The sequence below is a fragment of the Sulfitobacter sp. 1A13353 genome (genome assembly GCF_043557255.1).
GTDB lineage: Bacteria > Pseudomonadota > Alphaproteobacteria > Rhodobacterales > Rhodobacteraceae > Sulfitobacter > Sulfitobacter faviae.
In genome coordinates, this window is record NZ_JBIFFS010000004.1 from 240566 (window position 1) to 259442 (window position 18877).

The 18877-nt window shown below is 56.1% G+C and carries 21 protein-coding genes; 11 read left to right on the top strand and 10 right to left on the bottom strand.

Annotation, left to right across the window (positions count from 1 at the left end; all coding sequences use genetic code 11):
• Positions 1-37: 37 nt before the first annotated feature.
• The 6 genes from casA (at position 38) to ACGYLO_RS11915 (ending at position 4945) form a co-directional block, all read left to right on the top strand.
• A complete protein-coding gene (gene casA / locus ACGYLO_RS11890) occupies positions 38-1528 on the top strand; it encodes a type I-E CRISPR-associated protein Cse1/CasA (protein ID WP_394376645.1) in 1491 nt (496 codons plus the stop codon).
• Positions 1525-2025, top strand: coding sequence for a type I-E CRISPR-associated protein Cse2/CasB (gene casB / locus ACGYLO_RS11895; RefSeq protein WP_394376646.1), 501 nt, complete (start codon positions 1525-1527; stop codon positions 2023-2025). Before casA ends, casB begins: the two co-directional genes overlap by 4 nt.
• Positions 2022-3143, top strand: coding sequence for a type I-E CRISPR-associated protein Cas7/Cse4/CasC (cas7e, locus tag ACGYLO_RS11900; protein WP_394376647.1), 1122 nt, complete (start codon positions 2022-2024; stop codon positions 3141-3143). Before casB ends, cas7e begins: the two co-directional genes overlap by 4 nt.
• Positions 3143-3829 carry a type I-E CRISPR-associated protein Cas5/CasD gene (gene cas5e / locus ACGYLO_RS11905; RefSeq protein ID WP_394376648.1) on the top strand — a complete coding sequence of 229 codons (687 nt, stop codon included), beginning with the start codon at positions 3143-3145 and terminating at the stop codon, positions 3827-3829. The genes cas7e and cas5e overlap by 1 nt, the downstream gene beginning before the upstream one ends.
• 3 nt (positions 3830-3832) lie before the next feature.
• Positions 3833-4522, top strand: a complete 690-nt coding sequence (cas6e, locus tag ACGYLO_RS11910; RefSeq protein ID WP_394376649.1) for a type I-E CRISPR-associated protein Cas6/Cse3/CasE — start codon at positions 3833-3835, stop codon at positions 4520-4522.
• 84 nt (positions 4523-4606) lie between these two features.
• Entirely contained in the window at positions 4607-4945 is a 339-nt protein-coding gene (locus ACGYLO_RS11915) for a Rap1a/Tai family immunity protein (protein ID WP_394376650.1), read from the top strand.
• A 13-nt stretch (positions 4946-4958) separates the two neighbouring features.
• Here ACGYLO_RS11915 and ACGYLO_RS11920 read toward each other — a convergent pair whose 3' ends face one another.
• Positions 4959-5414 carry a hypothetical protein gene (locus tag ACGYLO_RS11920; RefSeq protein ID WP_394376651.1) on the bottom strand — a complete coding sequence of 152 codons (456 nt, stop codon included), beginning with the start codon at positions 5412-5414 and terminating at the stop codon, positions 4959-4961.
• Between the two features lie 149 nt (positions 5415-5563).
• Between ACGYLO_RS11920 and ACGYLO_RS11925 the strand changes: the two genes are divergently transcribed.
• Positions 5564-6409, top strand: coding sequence for a hypothetical protein (locus tag ACGYLO_RS11925; RefSeq protein WP_394376652.1), 846 nt, complete (start codon positions 5564-5566; stop codon positions 6407-6409).
• Between the two features lie 60 nt (positions 6410-6469).
• On the opposite strand, the gene ACGYLO_RS11930 is transcribed toward ACGYLO_RS11925, so the two are convergent.
• From ACGYLO_RS11930 to ACGYLO_RS11950, 5 genes are all read right to left on the bottom strand, one after another.
• A complete protein-coding gene (locus ACGYLO_RS11930) occupies positions 6470-6997 on the bottom strand; it encodes a hypothetical protein (RefSeq protein WP_394376653.1) in 528 nt (175 codons plus the stop codon).
• Between the two features lie 134 nt (positions 6998-7131).
• Positions 7132-7485: a hypothetical protein gene (locus ACGYLO_RS11935; RefSeq protein ID WP_394376654.1), complete on the bottom strand. Its 354-nt coding sequence runs from the start codon at positions 7483-7485 to the stop codon at positions 7132-7134.
• Between the two features lie 79 nt (positions 7486-7564).
• On the bottom strand, positions 7565-8524 hold the full coding sequence (locus ACGYLO_RS11940) for a hypothetical protein (protein ID WP_394376655.1): 960 nt from the start codon (positions 8522-8524) through the stop codon (positions 7565-7567).
• Between the two features lie 60 nt (positions 8525-8584).
• The gene (locus ACGYLO_RS11945; RefSeq protein WP_394376656.1) at positions 8585-9457 is read right to left on the bottom strand and encodes a hypothetical protein; all 873 of its coding nucleotides are present in this window, start codon (positions 9455-9457) and stop codon (positions 8585-8587) included.
• A 48-nt stretch (positions 9458-9505) separates the two neighbouring features.
• Entirely contained in the window at positions 9506-10186 is a 681-nt protein-coding gene (locus tag ACGYLO_RS11950; protein WP_394376657.1) for a M50 family metallopeptidase, read from the bottom strand.
• 130 nt (positions 10187-10316) lie between these two features.
• Here ACGYLO_RS11950 and ACGYLO_RS11955 point away from each other — a divergent pair, with 130 nt between their 5' ends.
• The 3 genes from ACGYLO_RS11955 to ACGYLO_RS11965 all read left to right on the top strand — a co-directional run bounded on the left by ACGYLO_RS11955 (position 10317) and on the right by ACGYLO_RS11965 (position 13447).
• Positions 10317-12410, top strand: a complete 2094-nt coding sequence (locus ACGYLO_RS11955) for a hypothetical protein (RefSeq protein ID WP_394376658.1) — start codon at positions 10317-10319, stop codon at positions 12408-12410.
• Positions 12410-12847 (top strand): hypothetical protein, encoded by a 438-nt coding sequence (locus tag ACGYLO_RS11960; protein ID WP_394376659.1) that lies wholly within the window; start codon positions 12410-12412, stop codon positions 12845-12847. Before ACGYLO_RS11955 ends, ACGYLO_RS11960 begins: the two co-directional genes overlap by 1 nt.
• Positions 12848-12910: 63 nt before the next feature.
• Entirely contained in the window at positions 12911-13447 is a 537-nt protein-coding gene (locus ACGYLO_RS11965) for a YgjV family protein (protein ID WP_394376660.1), read from the top strand.
• Positions 13448-13456: 9 nt separating this feature from the next.
• On the opposite strand, the gene ACGYLO_RS11970 is transcribed toward ACGYLO_RS11965, so the two are convergent.
• Both ACGYLO_RS11970 and ACGYLO_RS11975 read right to left on the bottom strand, forming a co-directional pair.
• A complete protein-coding gene (locus ACGYLO_RS11970; RefSeq protein WP_394376661.1) occupies positions 13457-13954 on the bottom strand; it encodes a hypothetical protein in 498 nt (165 codons plus the stop codon).
• Positions 13955-14053: 99 nt separating this feature from the next.
• Complete coding sequence (locus ACGYLO_RS11975) at positions 14054-15538, bottom strand: exonuclease domain-containing protein (RefSeq protein WP_394376662.1); 1485 nt, start codon at positions 15536-15538, stop codon at positions 14054-14056.
• A 147-nt stretch (positions 15539-15685) separates the two neighbouring features.
• Here ACGYLO_RS11975 and ACGYLO_RS11980 point away from each other — a divergent pair, with 147 nt between their 5' ends.
• Positions 15686-16762 (top strand): hypothetical protein, encoded by a 1077-nt coding sequence (locus ACGYLO_RS11980; RefSeq protein ID WP_394376663.1) that lies wholly within the window; start codon positions 15686-15688, stop codon positions 16760-16762.
• Between the two features lie 126 nt (positions 16763-16888).
• Here ACGYLO_RS11980 and ACGYLO_RS11985 read toward each other — a convergent pair whose 3' ends face one another.
• Both ACGYLO_RS11985 and ACGYLO_RS11990 read right to left on the bottom strand, forming a co-directional pair.
• Positions 16889-18310, bottom strand: coding sequence for a hypothetical protein (locus tag ACGYLO_RS11985; RefSeq protein ID WP_394376664.1), 1422 nt, complete (start codon positions 18308-18310; stop codon positions 16889-16891).
• A 115-nt stretch (positions 18311-18425) separates the two neighbouring features.
• The gene (locus tag ACGYLO_RS11990) at positions 18426-18782 is read right to left on the bottom strand and encodes an H-NS family nucleoid-associated regulatory protein (RefSeq protein ID WP_394376665.1); all 357 of its coding nucleotides are present in this window, start codon (positions 18780-18782) and stop codon (positions 18426-18428) included.
• Positions 18783-18877: the final 95 nt, after the last annotated feature.

Sequence of the window (18877 nt, forward strand, 5' to 3'; positions counted from 1 at the left end):
ACGGCGCATAGTTCCATCTGTGTAGGAGATATTTTACGTGTCACTGAATTTGATCATGGACCCCTGGATCCCCGTAGTAACGACTGACGGTCGTCGCCGCGTGATCCGACCCCATGAGATGATCGATGCGGAGATCCGTGCCGTGGATTGGCACCGGGAAGACCTCAATATCGCTTGTCTGGAATTCCTCGTAGGTCTGAGCTTCGCCGCCCTGGCGCCGGAAGACCTCGAAGCTTGGGAAGATGGGCTTGAGATCGAACCTGATGACCTGGAAGCAGCTTTTACCCGCCTCGCACCCGCATTCAATCTCACTGGTGAGGGCCCGCTCTTCTGTCAGGATCAATCCATGCTGAGCACAGGCAATGAGCTTCAAGCTGATGCCTTGTTTCTCGATTCTGCTGGCGAGAAAACCATCAGCGACAACAAAGACCTCATGGTGCGCCGCAACCGCTACGATGGGCTGACACTGCCCGAGGCGGCTATGGCCCTCTTCACCTTCCAGACCTATGCCGCGGCGAATGGTGTCGGCAAACGTGTCGGCTTGCGTGGCGGCGGCCCCATGGTGACCCTCGTGGTCCCGGGCGAGAACTTTTGGGAGATGATCTGGGCGAATGTGCCCTATGGACGCCCGGCCCGGCTCGAGGACTTCCCTTGGATGCGAGAGACCATTTCTTCCTCTCGACAGGCCACGACAAAAGGCAAATCAACCGCCGGTGCGACTGTGACGCTCCCCCTCGGGATGGATATGCCGGTCGAGACATTCTTTTCCATGCCGCGGCGTGTGCGCCTGACCTTTCAGGGGGACAGAATGATCTCCTTCCGGGAGCAGACTTACGGGACCAACTATATTGGCTGCCTGCACCCTTTGACGCCAAATTACACTGACCCCAAGACCAAAGACATCATCCCGGTGAAGGTGAATGTGACCCGTCTGGGCTATGAGAACTGGATCGGCACGATTATCCCTGCAGAGCAGGGTGTCGGCCGAGAGCGTGCAGCCAACTTCCGCAGCTTTGAGGAGAGGTTTCCCGGACAAAGCGCCTCTGTGCTAATCGCCGGATGGAACATGAACAAGGCTACGGCGGCCAATTTCATCTCAAGCCAGCCGGTCCTGCACAGTCTCTCGGGACGCAATCAGGTTTTGGTCCGTGGCATGATCAAAGCCGCTGACATCGTCTCGAGCCATACCTACCGCGCGATCAAGGATGCCATGGATATCCCTTACGGCATGCGCATTCAGACCGAGTTCTACATGCGCACAGAAGTGGCGATGAACCGCCTTTGCGCTGAGCTCTCCCATGGCAAAGCTCGCCCGGAGATTGGCGCCGCCTGGCTGCTCGAAATGCAGCACAGCGCCCTGTCCATCTTTGATGAGATTACCCTTCCCTGCATGACCCAGAGAGACCTCGAGGTCATCCCAAAGATTGTTAAAGGCCGTCAGGGGCTCGAGATGCGGTTCAACACCAAAGCCCGTTCCAGCGCCCCGCTCCGGGCCTTGCTGGAGATGGATGAGGAGCTTTCATCATGAGTGAGAAGATCAACCACGGTAAGGTTGCGATGAGCTGGTGGGCCACCAATCTCGCTGCTGGGACCACCTCCGCCACAGCATTGCGGGCACGCCTCCGGCGCGCAACCCAACCTTCCATGGTTCTGTCCGAGCGCGCTGTCTACGATCTTTCGCAGCGCTTGGGGCTGCGTCAGCCTCTGCAGATCCACCGCCTAGCTAAAACATTGGGGCGGATCACCCAGCATGATGAGAAACCCCTGATGGCTTTGCTCGGCGGGTCCGATCCCAAGCTCAGCCCGAAGCGCTTCAACCGTCTCCTGACCATGGAGCTCGGCGATGTGGCCTATGCCATCGGCAATGCGATCGATCTGGCTGGCGGCCGCTGCAATGTTGCCCAGATTTCCCGGGACGTACTGTTCTGGGGCGAACCAGTGCGCTGCCGTTGGTGCTTTGATTATCACAATGCGCCGGCGCCTGCCACGCTACAGACAGAAATCGACGAGGAATGCCCCCTATGACCACCTTTCTGCAATTCCACTTGCTGACCTCCTACCCACCATCCAACCCGAACCGGGATAAGGAGGGACGTCAGAAGACAGCGCGGTTTGGCGGTACCCCGCGGCTGCGGATCTCCAGCCAGGCGCTGAAACGGGCTATCCGCACAAGTTCGAACTTCCAGCAGATGCTGGGCGGCTCGCTCGGTGAACGGACGCGCAAGATCGGCGAGGTGATCGAGGCGCATCTGATGTCCAAGGGCGCAAGCCAAGAAGATGCGAAAAAGACCGCGAAAGAGATTTCATCTATCTTTGGCAAGCTGCAAGACGTCGACACCTCCGAGACCGACCGCGTTCGGACAAAGCAAATCGTTTTCATCTCCCCTGAGGAAAAAGCGCGCGCCATTGACGTGGCGGATCGCATCCATTCCGGCGAAATAAATCTCTTCAAACTCGACAAAAGCAAGGACGCCAAGGCGCTGCGCGATCTTGCAAAGGAAATGCGCAACGAAGTCCTGGGCACCGCCGATGGTGCGGTGGACATTGCTATGTTTGGCCGCATGCTGGCTGGCGCCACAGAATACAATCGCGAAGCCGCGGTGCAGATCAGCCACCCGATCACCACCCATACTGCAGTAAGCGAAGATGACTTCTTCTCGGCGATGGACGATCTGCAAAAGCCTGATGATCCGGAAGGCGCAGGCGCGGCCTTCATCGATGACGCAGAATTCGGCTCCGGCGTCTTCTACATTTACGCCTGTGTTGATCTGGATCTGCTGCTGCGCAACCTCTCTGGCGATCGGGAGCTGGCCATCAAGAGCATTGAAGCACTGATCCATGCCCTACCCACGGTATCGCCCTCCGGCAAGGCCGGGGCCTATGCCCATCATCCCCGCGCAGGCTACATGCGCTTGGAAGTCGGCAGCCAGTCCCCGTTTAATCTGTCGGGGGCCTTCTCACGGCCGATTTCCCAACAGCCCTTGATGGAGAGTTCGATCGAGGCGCTTGAAGATCACGCGCGCCGAAATGAAGCCGCCTATGGCATGTCACCTGATGAGACCTCCGTCATGGATGTTCATGCCGGAACCGGCTCGCTGGCGGATATCAAAGCCGCGGCAATCAAGGCGCTGCAGAGCCTCTGATGGACCCCTACCTCGTCTTCACCCTCTCGGCCGGCATTGCCTCAATGGGCAGCAATGCGGGCAACGAGTTCCGCGGGACACTGAGCTGGCCTGGGCGCAGTGCCATACTTGGGCTGGTGGCGGCCGCACGCGGCTTTGATCGTCTGGACGCCGAAGGTCATGAAAAGGTCAGCAAGCATAATGTGGCAATTGGCATCCATGATATCGGGGCATCCTTTACCGACTTTCACACAATTCAGTCTGTACCGCGCGCCGCGGTAAAACGCCCGGCGACACGTGGCGATGCCCTGGCATTGGCCCGCGCTAAAGGATCTCTTGAGACCACCTTGAGCCGGCGCGATTACCGCACAGATGTGCTCTATTCCGTGGCGCTTTGGGGTGGCGACATCGAGGCGGCCCTTGTGGCGTTACAAACGCCCGCCTCGGTTCTCTATCTCGGCCGCAAGTCCTGCCCCCTTAATGCGCCTCTCGCGCCCCGCATTGTGGAGGCTGCCGATCCCGGCGCGGCGCTGCGCTCGGCCGTTTTGCCCTATTGGAAGAACGAGCCACTGCAAAGCATCGCGACAGATACGCACCCTGCCCTTCAGGGGCGCAAGATCACCCGCAACGATGACCCCACATGCCGCAATCGGTGGGAGTTCAGAAACCGGACCGTAACGGTCCTCGATGTCGCTCAGGAGACCTGACCCATGTATCTGTCCCGAATGACGCTTTCGCGCACGCCCTCCATGCAGGCCTTGTCGAGCCTCTTGGATCCTGCCCACCAAGGCGCAGCCCTGGATGCGCATCACCGTCTGGTCTGGTCGGCCTTCAATGAAAGGGGTGTCGGCAAGAGGGACTTTCTTTGGCGTCGGGACAGTGATGGATGCTTCTATGCACTCTCCGAGCAGGCCCCTGCCCCCTCGGACTTCTTTGAGGACATCGAGACCCGCGAATTCGCCCCGGTGCTCTCCTGCGGTGACAGGCTCAGCTTTACCTTGCGCGCCAATGCAACGCGCAGCGTTGAGACACCCGGTGATATCGCGCCCAATGGCAAACTGCGGCGCCGCAAACATGATGTTGTCATGCATGCGTTGCGCGGATCAAATGACCGCGCGGCCGAGCGCGACGTGCTTGTGCAACAAGAAGGCGCCGCTTGGCTTTCCCGCCAAGGCCACCGGTTGGGCTTTGAAAACCTAAACTGTCACGTCGAAGCCTATACGCAGATCACCGTGCCGGCCGGGCGCGGCAAGCGCAAAGGTCAGCCGCATTTCGGCGTGCTCGACATCTCAGGGATTATCGAAGTCACCGAGCCCGCGCTTTTCCTGGCCGCAATTAAGACCGGCTTCGGCGGCGCGAAGTCCTTTGGCTGTGGCATGATGATGATCCGGCGCGCATAATCAGGTGAAACGGTAAGGATCGACGACAGTGAAAAGAGGTGCTACCGAAAGGTGACACCCTATTATTCACAAGGCCATTTTCGAATGAAATATTTCCTTCACGCTGCCGCGTTCCTCACCATGATGGCGGCGCCGGCAACAGCTCAGTCCTTCATGACTGGCAACAAGCTCCTCGATAACTGCGACAGTATAAACCCCAGCTATTGCGGCGGTTATATTGTGGGTGTTTTTGATGCCGCGCTTCCTGTGATTGAGGAGGGGAATACCGTCTACGGTTTCACATTCTGCGCCCCGCAAGAAGTCCTTGCGGGGCAAATCCGAGACGTTGTCGTACAGTGGTTGCAGAGGAACCCAAGCAAGCGGCACTACGCTGCCCCTTCTCTGGTCATGGTGTCTCTTTCCGAGGCCTATCCCTGCCAGTGAGACATGGCGAGGTTCAGGCGACCTTGCGGACTTCCTGGACCCAACCGTAGCGCCCGCGTTCGATCTTTTCGATATCGCCTCTGGCGACAAGGTCCCGAAGCAGCCTGTCTATCATGTTTTCTGATAAGGCAGCGGCGATCCCCAAACGCACATCCTTCCGGGTGAAGCTCTCCAGGGGAAACGTATAGGCCCGCACCATCGCCAGACAGCCCTCATAGTTCTGCGGTGCCGGACCATATCGCTTGTTGGATTGTTTGGCGATCAGACCTGCCTTGACGGCAGACTTCAGAATGTCTTCGACATACCTGCGGGAGACTTTCATCTTGGGTGTTGCCAATAAATCATCCACGGAAAAGTCGATGCCGCGCCGAAGTCGGAAGTTGATCAACTGAAGGATGTGGGCACGGCGCTTTTCGCGCCGTGGCGCCTCTTGGTAGAGACGAACCAGTCCTTCTGTCATGACATGCATAGATTAAACGCCCCGGGGTTCTCTATTGATACAATATGGACTGCGAAAAACCATAGCGCAAGATCAACATATATTTGTTTGCTAAGCCATTGTCATTGCGAATTTCACGCTTAGCGATGATCTTAAACATGAAATAGGAGATATGACCCATGCAAGACTACAAGATCTACACCGCCGAACATGACCGGGTCGTTTCAGTGTCCTTTTACAAAGATGATCTCCTCGACCGTGATCCGGAGAACTTGAATAAGATGAAGCAAACACTTGCGCAATTCGCGAGCGGCGCCGAGATCGAGATCATGGATCCCGAAGTGCCACGCACCTTCCTGCTAGACTGTTCGGGATCGATGCGGGGCAAGACAATCGCCGCCACCGTCACAGGCATGGTTGAGATGGGCGACGCCTTGCACGCTGCTGGCACCCCCTTCGAGATCCTCGGCCACACCACCTCGGCCTGGAAAGGTGGCCGTCCTCACAAGGAATGGATGGAGCAGGGCCGCCCGCCCCTGCCCGGACGCCTCAATGAGTTACTGCTCATCACCGTGAAAGAGCGCGACGAAGACTGGCCTGACGTGCGCGACAATGTCTATGGGCTGCTTCACCCGGGCTTACTCAAAGAGAACATCGACGGCGAGGCCATCACCTGGGCGGCAGAGCGCATGCGCGCGCATGAGACCCCGGGTCAGTTGATTGTCTGCTCTGATGGTGTGCCCATTGACGACGCCACCCTGGCTTACAACGATATGAACCTCCTAAAAGACCATCTCATCAAAGTTTTGGAGCAAGAGGCATCCAACGGCCTAAATATCGGATCTGTATCGATCGACATTGGCCACGGCTTTAATCCTTCTGCTTATCCTGATGCGCAGAAGGCTTTGATGCTGGATACCCGCAGCCACTCTGAAAACACAGCGTCTCTGCTCCAAGCTATGGGTGATGCGATGGCATCGCATGAGCGGCAACCGAATGCTGAGGAAGATACGCTCTCTATCTAACCGTGAAGAGCAAAAAGGCCGCCCTCAGGGCGGCCTTGATATCATTCAGTGGCGTTTAGCTTAGCCGTTCAGGCCATAGGCCTTGAAGGTGCGCATCTGGCCGTTGCCGAAGACCGAGTCGACCATGTAGCCGCCGGGGGTCTTGAACAGCGACAGGCAGCTGCCGTGGAACTTGCCGACCTTCTTGAAGCACAGGGTGTTGCCCTTGGTGGCGCCGATCTGGACCGGCACGGTGATCGGCTTGCGGCTGCCCATGTAGTACATCGCGGCGGAGCCATCACGGTTGAAGTTGAACGACATGATACCGCGCTTGGTCAGGCTGAAGGTGTTCGAGCCCGGGTTGCTTGCGAAGTAGGCATCGCGGGTTTCGAGAACGCCAACCGGTGTGCCCAAGTTCTTGTGCGAGGTCCAGGTGTTCATGTCGATGACATTGTTACCGCCCACACGGGTTACCGAAGGGTTGTCCGTCGCGGTTGCGGTGGTGGACGGACCCGAAGCGCTCTGAGACGTGGGTGCGGCGCAACCCGAAACCAGAACGGCTGCGAGAACGGCGACTGCGGTGAGGGTGCGACGGGTGGAACCAAACATGAAGAACTCCTAGATGTTGTGTGGTGGCGGTGCTGCCTTGCTTGATATTGATATAGTATGCGAAAAACATTGGTGCAATAGGTTTGCGAAAAATAATTACCTAATGCACATCTGTCGCATATTTGCCATTCTTGTTACAGTGCCGGCTGTTCGATCTCAGGCGCGCGTGCGGCATAGAAGATGGACAGGTGCTCAACTGCGTCCTTTACCATCTCGCCTGTGTGCGGGTGAACGAGCTCACCGGTGGCGTCGTAATGCGCGAGATCTTCTTCTTCGATTTCATACTCATCGCCGAACTCGAATAGGACAGCCCATCTCTCAAGCTTATCATTTTCCTTTGAGATTTCATGAAGCATCTCGCTGAGCTCAGGTCCATAATGGATCCCGGTCTTGTCCGAAAAGAACTTCGGGGAAAGCATTTTGTGGGCATCAGGACACAGAGTGTCGATGAAGGCTTCCAGCTTCTCTCTCATCTCTCGTTCAGTCATTCTTCACTATCTTTCAGTTATGCATTTTCTGATTATGCTTTTCAGGTTATGCGTTCTTTTCGCAATTACCACACCATCTCTATGGATTCATGCCTGCCGTCTCACAGCCTGGATCCTTATCTTTGAGCCCTTTTTTGAGCGTCAGCGAAATTTCATAGGCCTTGCGGTGGGCGGCGTAGCCAGCCTCCGAGAACCCCATTCCCTCCCAGTTCTGAGTGGGACAATCCCCCAGGATATCGGCCGCGGCGTTGATCATCAGGGCTGAACGTGCAGCGCCTCGTGCGTCTGGCTCCACCCAGAGTTGACCGGACATATAGAAGCCCTTGTATGCCCCTGAGGGGTCGAAGAGACCCACGGTGGCCGGAGGTTCCCAATCATCGAGCCAGCGGGCCTCCCATCCCTCTTCGTCGCGTGCGACTACCGGGAGGTCACCGCCCTCCTCTACCAGCGACTCCACGAGGTGCTCATAGTTCTCATCTTCGCCATCGATCGAGAAGACCTCCATCACCATGGCGGGGCCGATGTATCTGTCGAGGTCCATGTCCCAGGGATCGACCGTCATCGTCTGTTGGTCGCGATGTAGACAGATTTGATCAGGTGACAGGATCATCCAGGAGATTGAGCCGGGATCCTCATGCCGGTTCACATAGCTCAAACCGTCGTATCCGGCCTCCTGCAGTATCTCGATGAGATACTGCTCCTGCGTACCGGGCTCGAGATCGCGCATCTCCTCCATCTGATCCCCGATCAAACCAGGGTGAGATTGCTCGATGATGTCGGCGATGTGCTCCGGGGAATGATCATCGTCCACATCAAGGACCCTTAGCGGGTTTTTGATATCGAGGTAGGCCGAGATTACCCTCGCGTCCTTGTCGGACATACGCGTGCGCGCCGCGGTCCTGGTTCCAAAATGGGTGAAAGGGGCAATCTCGCTCACATCGCAGCTTGCCAAGGTAGCGTGATGGGTGAGCTGCAATGCGCCGGTTTCCCCACGCACCGCTGTCTCTTTCATCTTCTGTTTAAAATCACGCGTCATCATGGCCTCCACCTTACGATCCTGAAGATCAGGATCGTCTGAGATCATGAAAGAGCAAAGCGATCAGCTGGGCTCAGGTGTCTCATCGCAAAGCTTGTCCAAGGCACAGCCGATGCTAAAGCGGACATCTTCTTGGGTGATGTCCTCATCCGGGAGGCGCCGCATGATTGCTTTGGAGGTCCAAATGTCATCGTGATTTCTGAACCCGCCTTCAAGTCCGTGGTACTCTGTGACTCCGGTTAGGGTACGGGTGTCATAATCAAACCGCGGATTTTTGGACAACTGGAAAACCCCAACGGGGTCCAGGAACTTGATCTGACTGAAGTCGGTCGCTCTATCTACCTGAGCCTCAACAATAAGATCCATCTCCTCTTTGAGTGAGAGCTGATAGCGCCGAACGAATTCGGCCTTATCGGCTGCCGTCTCAACAATCAGGAAGCATGTCTGTTTGTCGTTATTGTAACCTAGAATTTCCAAGCCCTTGAGAAGACGCTGCTCATCTCTGATATCTAGGATTTCTGAGGCTTTGTCTTCGATTTCACTGTCGCTGAAGGCTTCGCAAAGCGTCTCCACTTTGCCATCGACCTCAATGTGGAGCCCCCGGATTAAAGGGTGTCCGGCTGCGGCTTCCAACATTTTCTTAAAAGCGACTTCAGGATCCGTGTCTTCGATATCCGCCATAAATGGCGATATAAAAGAAAGGACCCTGTCACGCGCTATGCTTGCAGGTCTTTCAATGCCATCGACACTAAACTGCATAATGCTGCTGATCCCGCAGTCTACCGCAACCGTTTGATTGACGGTCCAGCTATCTTCTTTCTTTCGGAGATCGAACGCCAAGCTTCCATCACGCGCGGGAAAATCAGCCTCCTTTCGCATGAAGTATCCATCATCTATCTGCTTCAAAACGATACGGGTTGCGGGTTTCTCAGTCATGGCGGGTCCTTTTCTTCTTTTACTGCTCGTTGCTGGCAAGAGCGGGCTTTACCCACGCTTTACCCTATCCAATTCCTGGTACCCGATAAAACACATGAAAGCGGCAATCATAGGAATGATGAGGTTGCCGATCATCAAAGCCAGAACCGTGATCACGGCCGCGATGGCCCAGCCCGTATAGACCGCAATCCGCGTGGCCTTTGCAGGGGCCATCCAGAACCTGAGGATGCCGCGCCAGATCCGGCCCCCGTCCATAGGAAAGAGCGGGATGAGATTGAACACAGCCAGCATCGTATTGACCAGCACGATGGCATAGAGACCGGTCAGTATTGGCGCAGCTGAGGCACCAAGGAACATCGGCACAAGGGTCATCAACCCCATGCTGAGCGCGATAATCACCAGGTTCACCGCCGGCCCTGCAGCCGCAATCAAGATTTCATCTCGCGCGGTTTCATCAGTGGCATTTATTTGAGCAAGCCCACCCAGAGGCGTCAGCACCACATCACCTGTTTGAAAGCCCAGCCTTTTTGCCATGGCAATATGGCCAAATTCATGCAGGACGATGCAGAAGAAGATCACAGCCATGTAGCTCAGCGCCATGCTGGCAGCAGAGAATTGCCCCGACAGCAGCTCCGGCCCCGCAATGAGAAGCGGTAAAAGAATGAACGTCGGATGCAGGAAAACCTCTGTTCCGCGCCATTCGAATAATCTGATCTGCTGTATGCCCAAGTCCGTTCTCCTTTGTTCCTATATGAGAGCCGCCGGGCAGCGGGGCAAGGCAGCGTAAGCAGTTATCCACACGCCGTTTTTTCGCATCACTGACATAACATAGCAGCAACGCGAAAATGGATAGTGCAACATGCCTCAGAAATACGGAATTCCAGATGAGCTCATGGAGCCAGTCAGCCTCTATGCCCCCGAACAGCTGACCTTCATCCGGACGGTCGGCAAGAAGCATGGTCTCTCTGATGAGGAGATCGAAGCCAAGCAGCGCGGATACAGTCGCGGACTTGCCGATACACGTATCTGGCTCTCCGAACCGGGGCAGATCGAAGGGTACCGCAGGCTGGCTCTGGCGGGCATCGGAGAGCATAAAACGCTGGCCTATGCGGTGACAGAAGGTGGCGGTCTCATTCTGTCAGAATGCGCCTTGGAGGGGTTAAGAGATATCCCCTTTGGTGAACTCGTCCAAGGACTTATCGAGGGGGCGCCCTATTGGAAGACGGGGACGTCGCATTGGCTCTCATTCGATATCAATCACTATACGAGAGAAGCTCAATGGTTGCGCGGGGTCTTGGTCGACACCCGGTTGCAAAGCCTGCGCGAGGGCGACTGGGGATCAGACGTGCAGAATGGCTTTTACGCGGAGATGAAAGGAACGATCGTTTCGCGCGCCGGCAGAAACGGGGGTGGCATTCGAAAAGCCATCAAAGACGCTTTGGACCCCGATATCGTCAAGGCTGCCTGGGGCGCTCGGGCCACGGATCTGGCACATCTCACCTGGTTTTCGGGCACAAGCCATGAAGGGATTATCGATACGACAGATCCGGATGTGCTCCGGTCGCGGCAAAAATGCCGCTTGCAGGCTTTCAAGGCCTACCCCTCGCTTCTTCCCATCCTGCGCCTGGCGAAGATCACCGAGGTGATTGATGAGCAAGAGCCCCTCCTGCAAGCTTTGAGCGCCATTACGGAACTTCCCGAAGCGAAGCTGAAATTGCTCCACGGCAAAGGGGCTCAGGCGATCGGCAAACCCCTCCAATCAGGGCGGCCGCAAATTGAGCTGGTGCATAACCAGGCTGCTGCTGCGCTGCGCGGTCTCCAATACGTCGATGAGACATCGCTCCCGCGCCGCGGATCGGATTGGCAGAAGCTCTGGCGAACGTCGGATGCAGTTGATGAGGTATTCTCCCTGATATCCCACAGCTTCAATCTGACGGACGAAGACAGACATGCGCTGCGCGCAAAGCGCGAAAATGCGCGGCGCACCTATTTGCCGCGCCACCAGACCTTCGAGGAGGATTTTCCCGAAGTGGCGTCTCGGCATTACAAGGACATGATCAGGAGTGTTGCGACAAAGCTTATCATCCCGGCTGTGTCCTTGAACCTCCCTGAGGGTGATAGCTCACCTCAGACCCAGATCAGCATCACTCTGGAAAAGGAGATGCTCCTGAGATCATCTTTCAAAGACATTCAGGCTGCCTCGTCGAGATGGCATAGAAACCTTGCCAGGATCGAAGATAACCTGGGCAGCGCGAAGTGGGGTGGGATCGAAACATCCTGGAGGGCCCTCCTGACTGATAGACAGATTGAAGGATATGATGTCCATGAAATCACATCCGACCATGAGTTGACCCGGCGCGGCCGCACCGAAAACCACTGCGTGGGAGGCTATGGCCCCATGATCAGGGCGGCTGGATCCAAGAACGCCTTCTCACTCATCTATGCGGTTGATGGCGCGCAAGCATCGCTGTCAACGATCGAGATCAAGGTGACGATCGACAACGACAGCAAAGCCAGTTTTGCGGTTCATCAGAACATGGGCGCATCCAATGCACCACCGCATGTCGATGCCGAAAAAGTAGCAGCAGAGCTCGTCAAAGATCTCGAGAAGATGAGCCCGGAACGGCTGGAGACATATCGAAAGCGCATTCGGGAAGTCGAGCAAAGCCGACATAAGGTTTTTCAGGATTTCACACCCACCGAGCTTCACTGCGGCGTCGGCTTTACCAGACCTGGATACCTTCAGTCCGCTTGGGATGAGATGCATGAATACCTCCCACGATCGCTCCGGAAGGCTGGTCTTGAAGAAGTTGCGAGAAACTTTACCTCTCAGGAATTGGTGGCCCAAGCCAGGCTGTCGACGGCGCGCAGCCAACAAAAGGAGCGTGCGGATAGTCTTTGCGATATCTACGATGAATATGAACACGACATGATAGAGGCCATGCCGTTTTGATGGATACCTCCGCACAGCATCAGGGCAGGTCAGAGCCGCTCCCGCCTGCCCTGCGCCTCAAGATACATCTTGAGGACCAGATCCTTCTTTCGGCAGAAAGCCGATCAGAAGCGGGCGTGCTGTCTTTCGAGGATGACCAGTATCCCGGCGTCTGGCACGATGCGGGGCGTTTGATCTCATCTTTGCTGGCCCCTGCACATTTCTCTCTCGTGGAACGACTGGACCACATGAGCCATCTCAGACTGAGGATCTCCCTTGTCGCCGAAGAGACGCTCGAGCTTCGCTTGAATGATGCAGGCACGGTGATCCTCACAGATAACTACTCCTGGTGGCTTCCACTCGACCAGGCGACCCTGGGCGACATCCTGGAAGACACTGGCATGGACAAATATGCTGAACCTATCAGCGTAGATAATCCTTTCGGTGCGATCTCCTGAGACCATCGGATAATTTATGCCATTGCCGTTTTTCGCATCTACCTTATACTCCACGTTATGGAAATGACCGCGGACATCATCGGCTATCTGGGCCTTCTCATCACCCTTGTGAGCTTCAGTCTCGCAAAGGATGAGCTATTGCAGAAGCTCAACTTGGTCGGATGCCTGCTCTGGGCTGTCCATTTTGGGGCTATGGAGCAATGGTCTGCCTTTATCATGCTTGTAATGGCTTCCGCCATGGTCGGCAGCTCGATCGCGGGCATGAAGGCTTTGACCAATATGGTCTGGATGCTGAACATCCTCATCATTCCCGTCACGGCAATGATGATCCTCAGCGGCGGCGCGGCCTGGCCGGCAATTCTGCCTGTCCTCGGCGGGTTCTTCATCAACACAGGCGTATCGAAATGCCGTGGCAATGCTATGACCTACACGATCATGGCGGGCATGATCGCATGGATCGCCGCGGCCGTAATGATGGAGTCGATCCCGGCGATCATCGCCAATCTGCTCAATCTTCTGGCTTTGCTGTTCCGTGAATTCACCCGGATCCGGAAAGCCTCCAAAGCCGGCGCCGCCGATGGCGGCACCGTCTCGGCTTGATCAGCATGATTAGAACTGGCCGACCTGCTCAACCTGCTTGGGCGTGATGACCGGCAGAACCGAACAAGCGCCTTTCTCGAGCAGGATACGGTTTTTCAGACTGCCTTCCTTGTCGAATAGGCGGTAGGCCACGGCCGTCTCCTTGTTCATTTCGATCAACAAAGGCGTCTGTTTGGCGCAGGTCAACGCATCTTCAGAGGCGATGAAGAACAGCTCCTCAGGGACTTCTTTGAAAAGCTCCGGGTTCGCGCGGAGATCGAAGGTGAAGACATTGTCTTCCACATCATAGGCGGTCTCCATGATCAGACCTGATCCGCTTTTGATCGGCGTCGTTGCATTCAGCTCCTCGGCGGTTTTGATGAGATCTTGGTCAGTGGCGCTCAGCGCGCCGGCAGTGCTGTCGGTATCAGACCGAAGGAAAAGCGACAGGCCGCCCACCATCAATACGACAGAGAGGGCCAGATATGCCCCCGCGATCAGGTCGCCCTTATCAACATCGGTTTTCATGGGTGTGTGTTCCTTGTGAAAATGATTTCCACGAAGACTATTCGTTGCCCATAAAATTCTAAGGTCTCACAGGACGGCTTTATGTGGATAACATCTCCTTTACGGCTCGACGGTCTCATCCATGTCCCTGCACTCATGCGCGCGCATGCTGGTGCGGTGAATGTTTCGCGCGGCCTGCACGACAATCTCCGGCAAGGGGTATCCAAATTTCATCCGCGGCGCCGTGGTCTTGCACAGCGCATGGGCGGGATCGAGACCTCGGCAGACCCACCGCAAGGCGGTGTTCCGATCCGTGTCCGGCATATACATGATGGCACGCAGTGGCTCGCTTTCATCCCCGTGTGCTGCCTGCGTATGGGCAACAAGATGTTTCGGCGCGACCCGAGACCAATCATCCTGACCGCTTTTCAGCATCTCATACATCGCACTGTCCAACCGGGGCGCCCAGCCATTAACCTGCTCGATTTCCTTTCGCAGGCCCTCCGTCACTGTCTTGGCCCCCACCTCAGCGTCCACCTCTTCAGCACTGGCGGCCACGGCGATCTCAGGCCGGTTCAGCTTCAGCGAAGGGCAATGCCAGCTAGGTCGGCCTTTGGGGAGGGTCTCATGTGCGCATTGACCAAAGTCTGCGGTATAGCGCGCGTTATAGGCCTGGGTTTCCTCCAGCATCGTTGACGGATCATATTTCAGGACGCCCTGCTCGAATGTCTTGCGTCCGAGCCCAAGTGCGCTCGACAGAAGGTATACATCGTCTGACCTGAAGCGCAGCCCGCCAAGCTCGCCGGTGGTCTTGCTCAAATTGGGGCGTACACGCAGTCCGGAAGTCTCGACGCGCGCCATGAAATCCGGGAAGGACTGAGCCTGGTCGAACGCTTCCTGGACCTTGTCGCGCAGGGCAAGGCAGGCTTGATCATGCCTCTGTTGGTCCCTGTTGCGCTGCAGATCCTGGGGGGTCTTGTCAGGGGTCTTGAAGGGCGTTGCTGCCTGAGGGCGCAGGTCCGCCTCCCCACCCGGCTTTCGAGCTGCAGACGGCCGCGGCTGGGCTTGGGACATCAGAGGCACAATATCGATGTCAGGCTGCCCGCGTAGACGCGCCACAACCGCCGCAAGGATCGCGGCATCGAGCAGAGCGCCGTGGATTTTCCGATCCGGGGTCTCGATTTCCAGCTTCTCAACCAGAAGGTCTAGTTTTGCGGGCCCACGGGGGAACCTGCGCTCCGCCAAGCGGATCGTATCACGCCACTGGTTGTTGCCCGGCGGCACAAGGCCAAGGCGCTCCATTTCGGCTCTGACAAAGCGCTGATCGAAGACCGAGTTATGCGCCAACACGGGATCTGCGCCAATGAAATCGAGAATGCCCTGCGCGTGGTCTGCAAACAGAGGCTGACCAGTTAGCATCTTTCGTGATAGACCATGAACCCGTTTGGCAGCCCAGTGAACGTCGCAACATGGATCGAAATAGGAATGGAAGATGCGCCCCGTGGCCGCGCCGTCGACCAATTCGATCATGCCAATCTCGCAGATGCGATCGCCATTCTTGGCACTGCCCCCGGTGGTTTCCGTATCAAGTACGATCTCTCTCATATCCTGTGCCCTTATTATCTTTGTTTAGGATAGCCTTGCGCCGTGAAAGTTGCTTCACTTCCGACTGTGTAATCCTTGAGATGACAGCGGGGTTTGTCTGGGTTAAGAAAGCGGCGCTTCAAGATCCTCATAAAAGAACCCTGCCCTATGTCTGGAAATCAGATCGATTTCAAAAAGCTGATCAACAAGGCGCGGTGCTACCCGGATATGGCGACCTGGCGTATGGAGCACCCTGCGAGCTACTATACCGCGGCAGAGCATAACATCATTGAGCGACCGGAGATTTCCCGTCATATGGACCTCGAACTCCGGGCCAGAGTGACATTTGACGATGTACTCAACGACCTTCGGTTCTACACCAGCCAAAGAAGCTGGCGTGATAGATCTCCTGTAAACTTCTGGGCGGCCTGGGCCAACGGATGGCTTAGCCATCCCGATGTCGAGGCATGTGTACCCAATAAGCTGGCCAGCGACCGTCTTTGGAGTTTTGAGAAGGTCTGTGATGAAGCTCGGAATTTCAAAGACATGGAAAGCTGGCGTGTCGGACACAGGCCCTCCTATCAGGCGGCGAAACGCAACCTTTGGTTGGGGCAGCCCAAGCTCTTGGAGGTCCTGGGCGTCACCGACACTGCCAAGTTCTCGCCCGCGGAGATCTTGATCGAGAACCCGCGCCTGCTGATCAGCAGTGCAGACATCTCCAAATCCCCCGACCCTGATAAGACTCGCGATGATCTGCAGCAGGCTGTCAGTGATGGGCGACTGTATGAGATCGATGAAGACCTCTACGTCAAAGGGCATTTGAGAGAACGCGCGCCAAACCTTTTGCCTGAGTTCATCGCCAATGCAATGGCGCGTGAGCTCGGGTGGCACCTAAAGCCCAGCTGCGAGCAGATGGCATATGAATTCGGTATGCCCCATCTCGCCAAACGTCGTATGGGATTTGAATCTGACGAGCGATCGATGCGCGTCGACCTTTGCAATATCTCCCGTAAAGGTCATCCAATGCTGCTCATCCGTAAGGTGCCGCGCTACCGCATGGAGCTCGGGGACAACTATGAGGATCGCCTGCTGCGGGCGCTGATGGCTGTGCCTCAAGACAAGCTCGACCAAGAAGTAGACAAGGCCATCGATAAACTCACAGGCGCACAGCTTTTGGTCTTACGTATTTCCCTGCGCGGGATCTCTGGTCCTGTCCGGCGGTCGATTGAGCGGTCATTGCGATGAAAAAAGCCCCGCAATCTGAAGATCACGGGGCGAGTTATTGAGGCAAGGGGCTAAGGTAGGCAAGTATCCTGGGACAAGCCCCTACTCAATTGGTAGATTGCGAATTTCAGCAATGCAACTGTTTTCTTACATCTCCGGCTTGACTGTGACATTCATCATTTCGCCAAATGCGGCCCAGTCCCCCATGAAACCTGCAAAGACCATTCCCAGTGAGAGCGGTGCCTCTGGTGCAATGCTGACGGAGGCGCCGCCGTTGCGAACGGCTTCGAACCAGCTTGCCACCATCTCGCCTTTGGTTGGGCCGAGATTGCTGGAAACCATAGGTCCGATTAAGCTATAATGGTCCAATCCGAACTCGCTCCGGGCATAGGCGCCAATGCCCTGATCATCGAGCGTCAATTTCGCCGCGGCGATGGAGATCGGCATAGTCATCATCAATGCGGATGGACCTGAGCTGGCCAGGCCTTCGTCCATTCCATCCATGACTAAATGCAGTTCCAGCTCCGAATGGAGCAGGTCAGAGCTCTCGATATCTAGCCCGAAGTGAATGTTTTCGCTGGCTTTCTGATAGACCGTCAGGAAGTTCAGATCGCGCCCTTGCGCAAGAAGTTCAGAGCCCGTGACCATCTGAGCCATTTGTCCGGTGATCTCTGCACCAGCAATTTTGAAAGCACCTTCCGCTTTCGTTTCACGCAACGCGTTCCAGATTTTCGGAAGTGAAAACTTGCTGAAGTTGATGTTATTTACATCCCCCTCTGCCCGGATGAGATCACCTGCGAGTTCATGGTATCCAGAACCTGCGAGGGCAGCCATGGACTTCACATCGACGAAGGACGAGGAGGTAATGCTGTCGATACGTGCCTGCTCCGCGCCGCCATAGCCGAAGACAAGATCGGTGATGGCCAGGTCTGCTTCAAAGTCACGCGAGAGGTCGGTCACCGGATGGTCGGCCCGCATAGGGCTGAAAGCGCTCAGCTTGATAGACGCGAATTTAGTTGAGGCACCGTTTTTCTCAACACCAGAGAACCCTGAAATTGCAAGTTCCATGTCGACGATGCAATTCTCATCAGGGGCCACGACATCATAGCGGCCACTCAGGCTCTCGATCGACAGGGTGGAACCGGCCGCATCAATCGAAAGCGCCTCGGCGGACATATCGAAAGGTGCGTCGAACTTGGCGCAGACTTCAGGGGTGATGATTGTGGGCCCAGCTTGAAGAGTCTCGAAAAGATCATTGAAGACGGCACGATCGAATGTCAGGTTGATGCCTTCGAAGGACGTCATGTCGCCATTGGACTTTGCCATCTTGCCGTCAGCCATCATGAGCGAGGTCAGGTTTGCCTTCTCGCTGATGGTCATCTCCGCAACTTCGGCTGTCCAGTTGCCACGGGTAAAGACAAGCCCCGTATAGGTTTCACCGGCGCCGGAGACGTCTTCCCCCTCCGCAGTCCAGGTCATCCCTTTCGGGGTCATGCTATCGAGGATCGGGCCCGCGAAGACCGGCACCGCTGTGCTGGCCAGGATCGTGCCGAGAAGGAGTTTCTTCATGTTGTCTGCCTTTAGTAAGAGGAATGAGGTCTGACAAACAAGATATGGCGTTATTTTTCGCAATGAAAGGGTGCGGAGGGAAGAGGCAGCAGAAACCTGCTGCCTCCTGGACAGGTCAAGCGACCTTCAGTGCTTCGGGCGCGCCGCCATTGGCGACATGTTCTTTGAACCAGTCCGGGCGACGCCCCTTGCCGGTCCATGTTACATTAGGATCCTCTGGGGAGCGGTACTTTGGCGCTGACGGTTTTTTCGGTGCCTTCGCTTTGCGCTTACCCTTGGCCCTTACCTTCTTCGCTTCGGTGCCAATCTTACCTTCCTTTTTTAGGTAGGCAACAAACTCCTCAAGGGTCACGCCGCTGGCGTCAAGAAGCTTTTTGACATCCGAAAATACTTCGGCACTTTTCCTGTCCGGAAATTCATCATGCGCCTTTTGAACTTTCTTGAGATAGCGTGAAAGCTCGGTCTTGGGCATATCCCTAAGTTCAGCCATCGTCGGTCGTGTCGGTGTCTCAGTGGTATTCAAAACGTTACACTCCATTCTATTCCGGCAGATTGATGCGAATAATG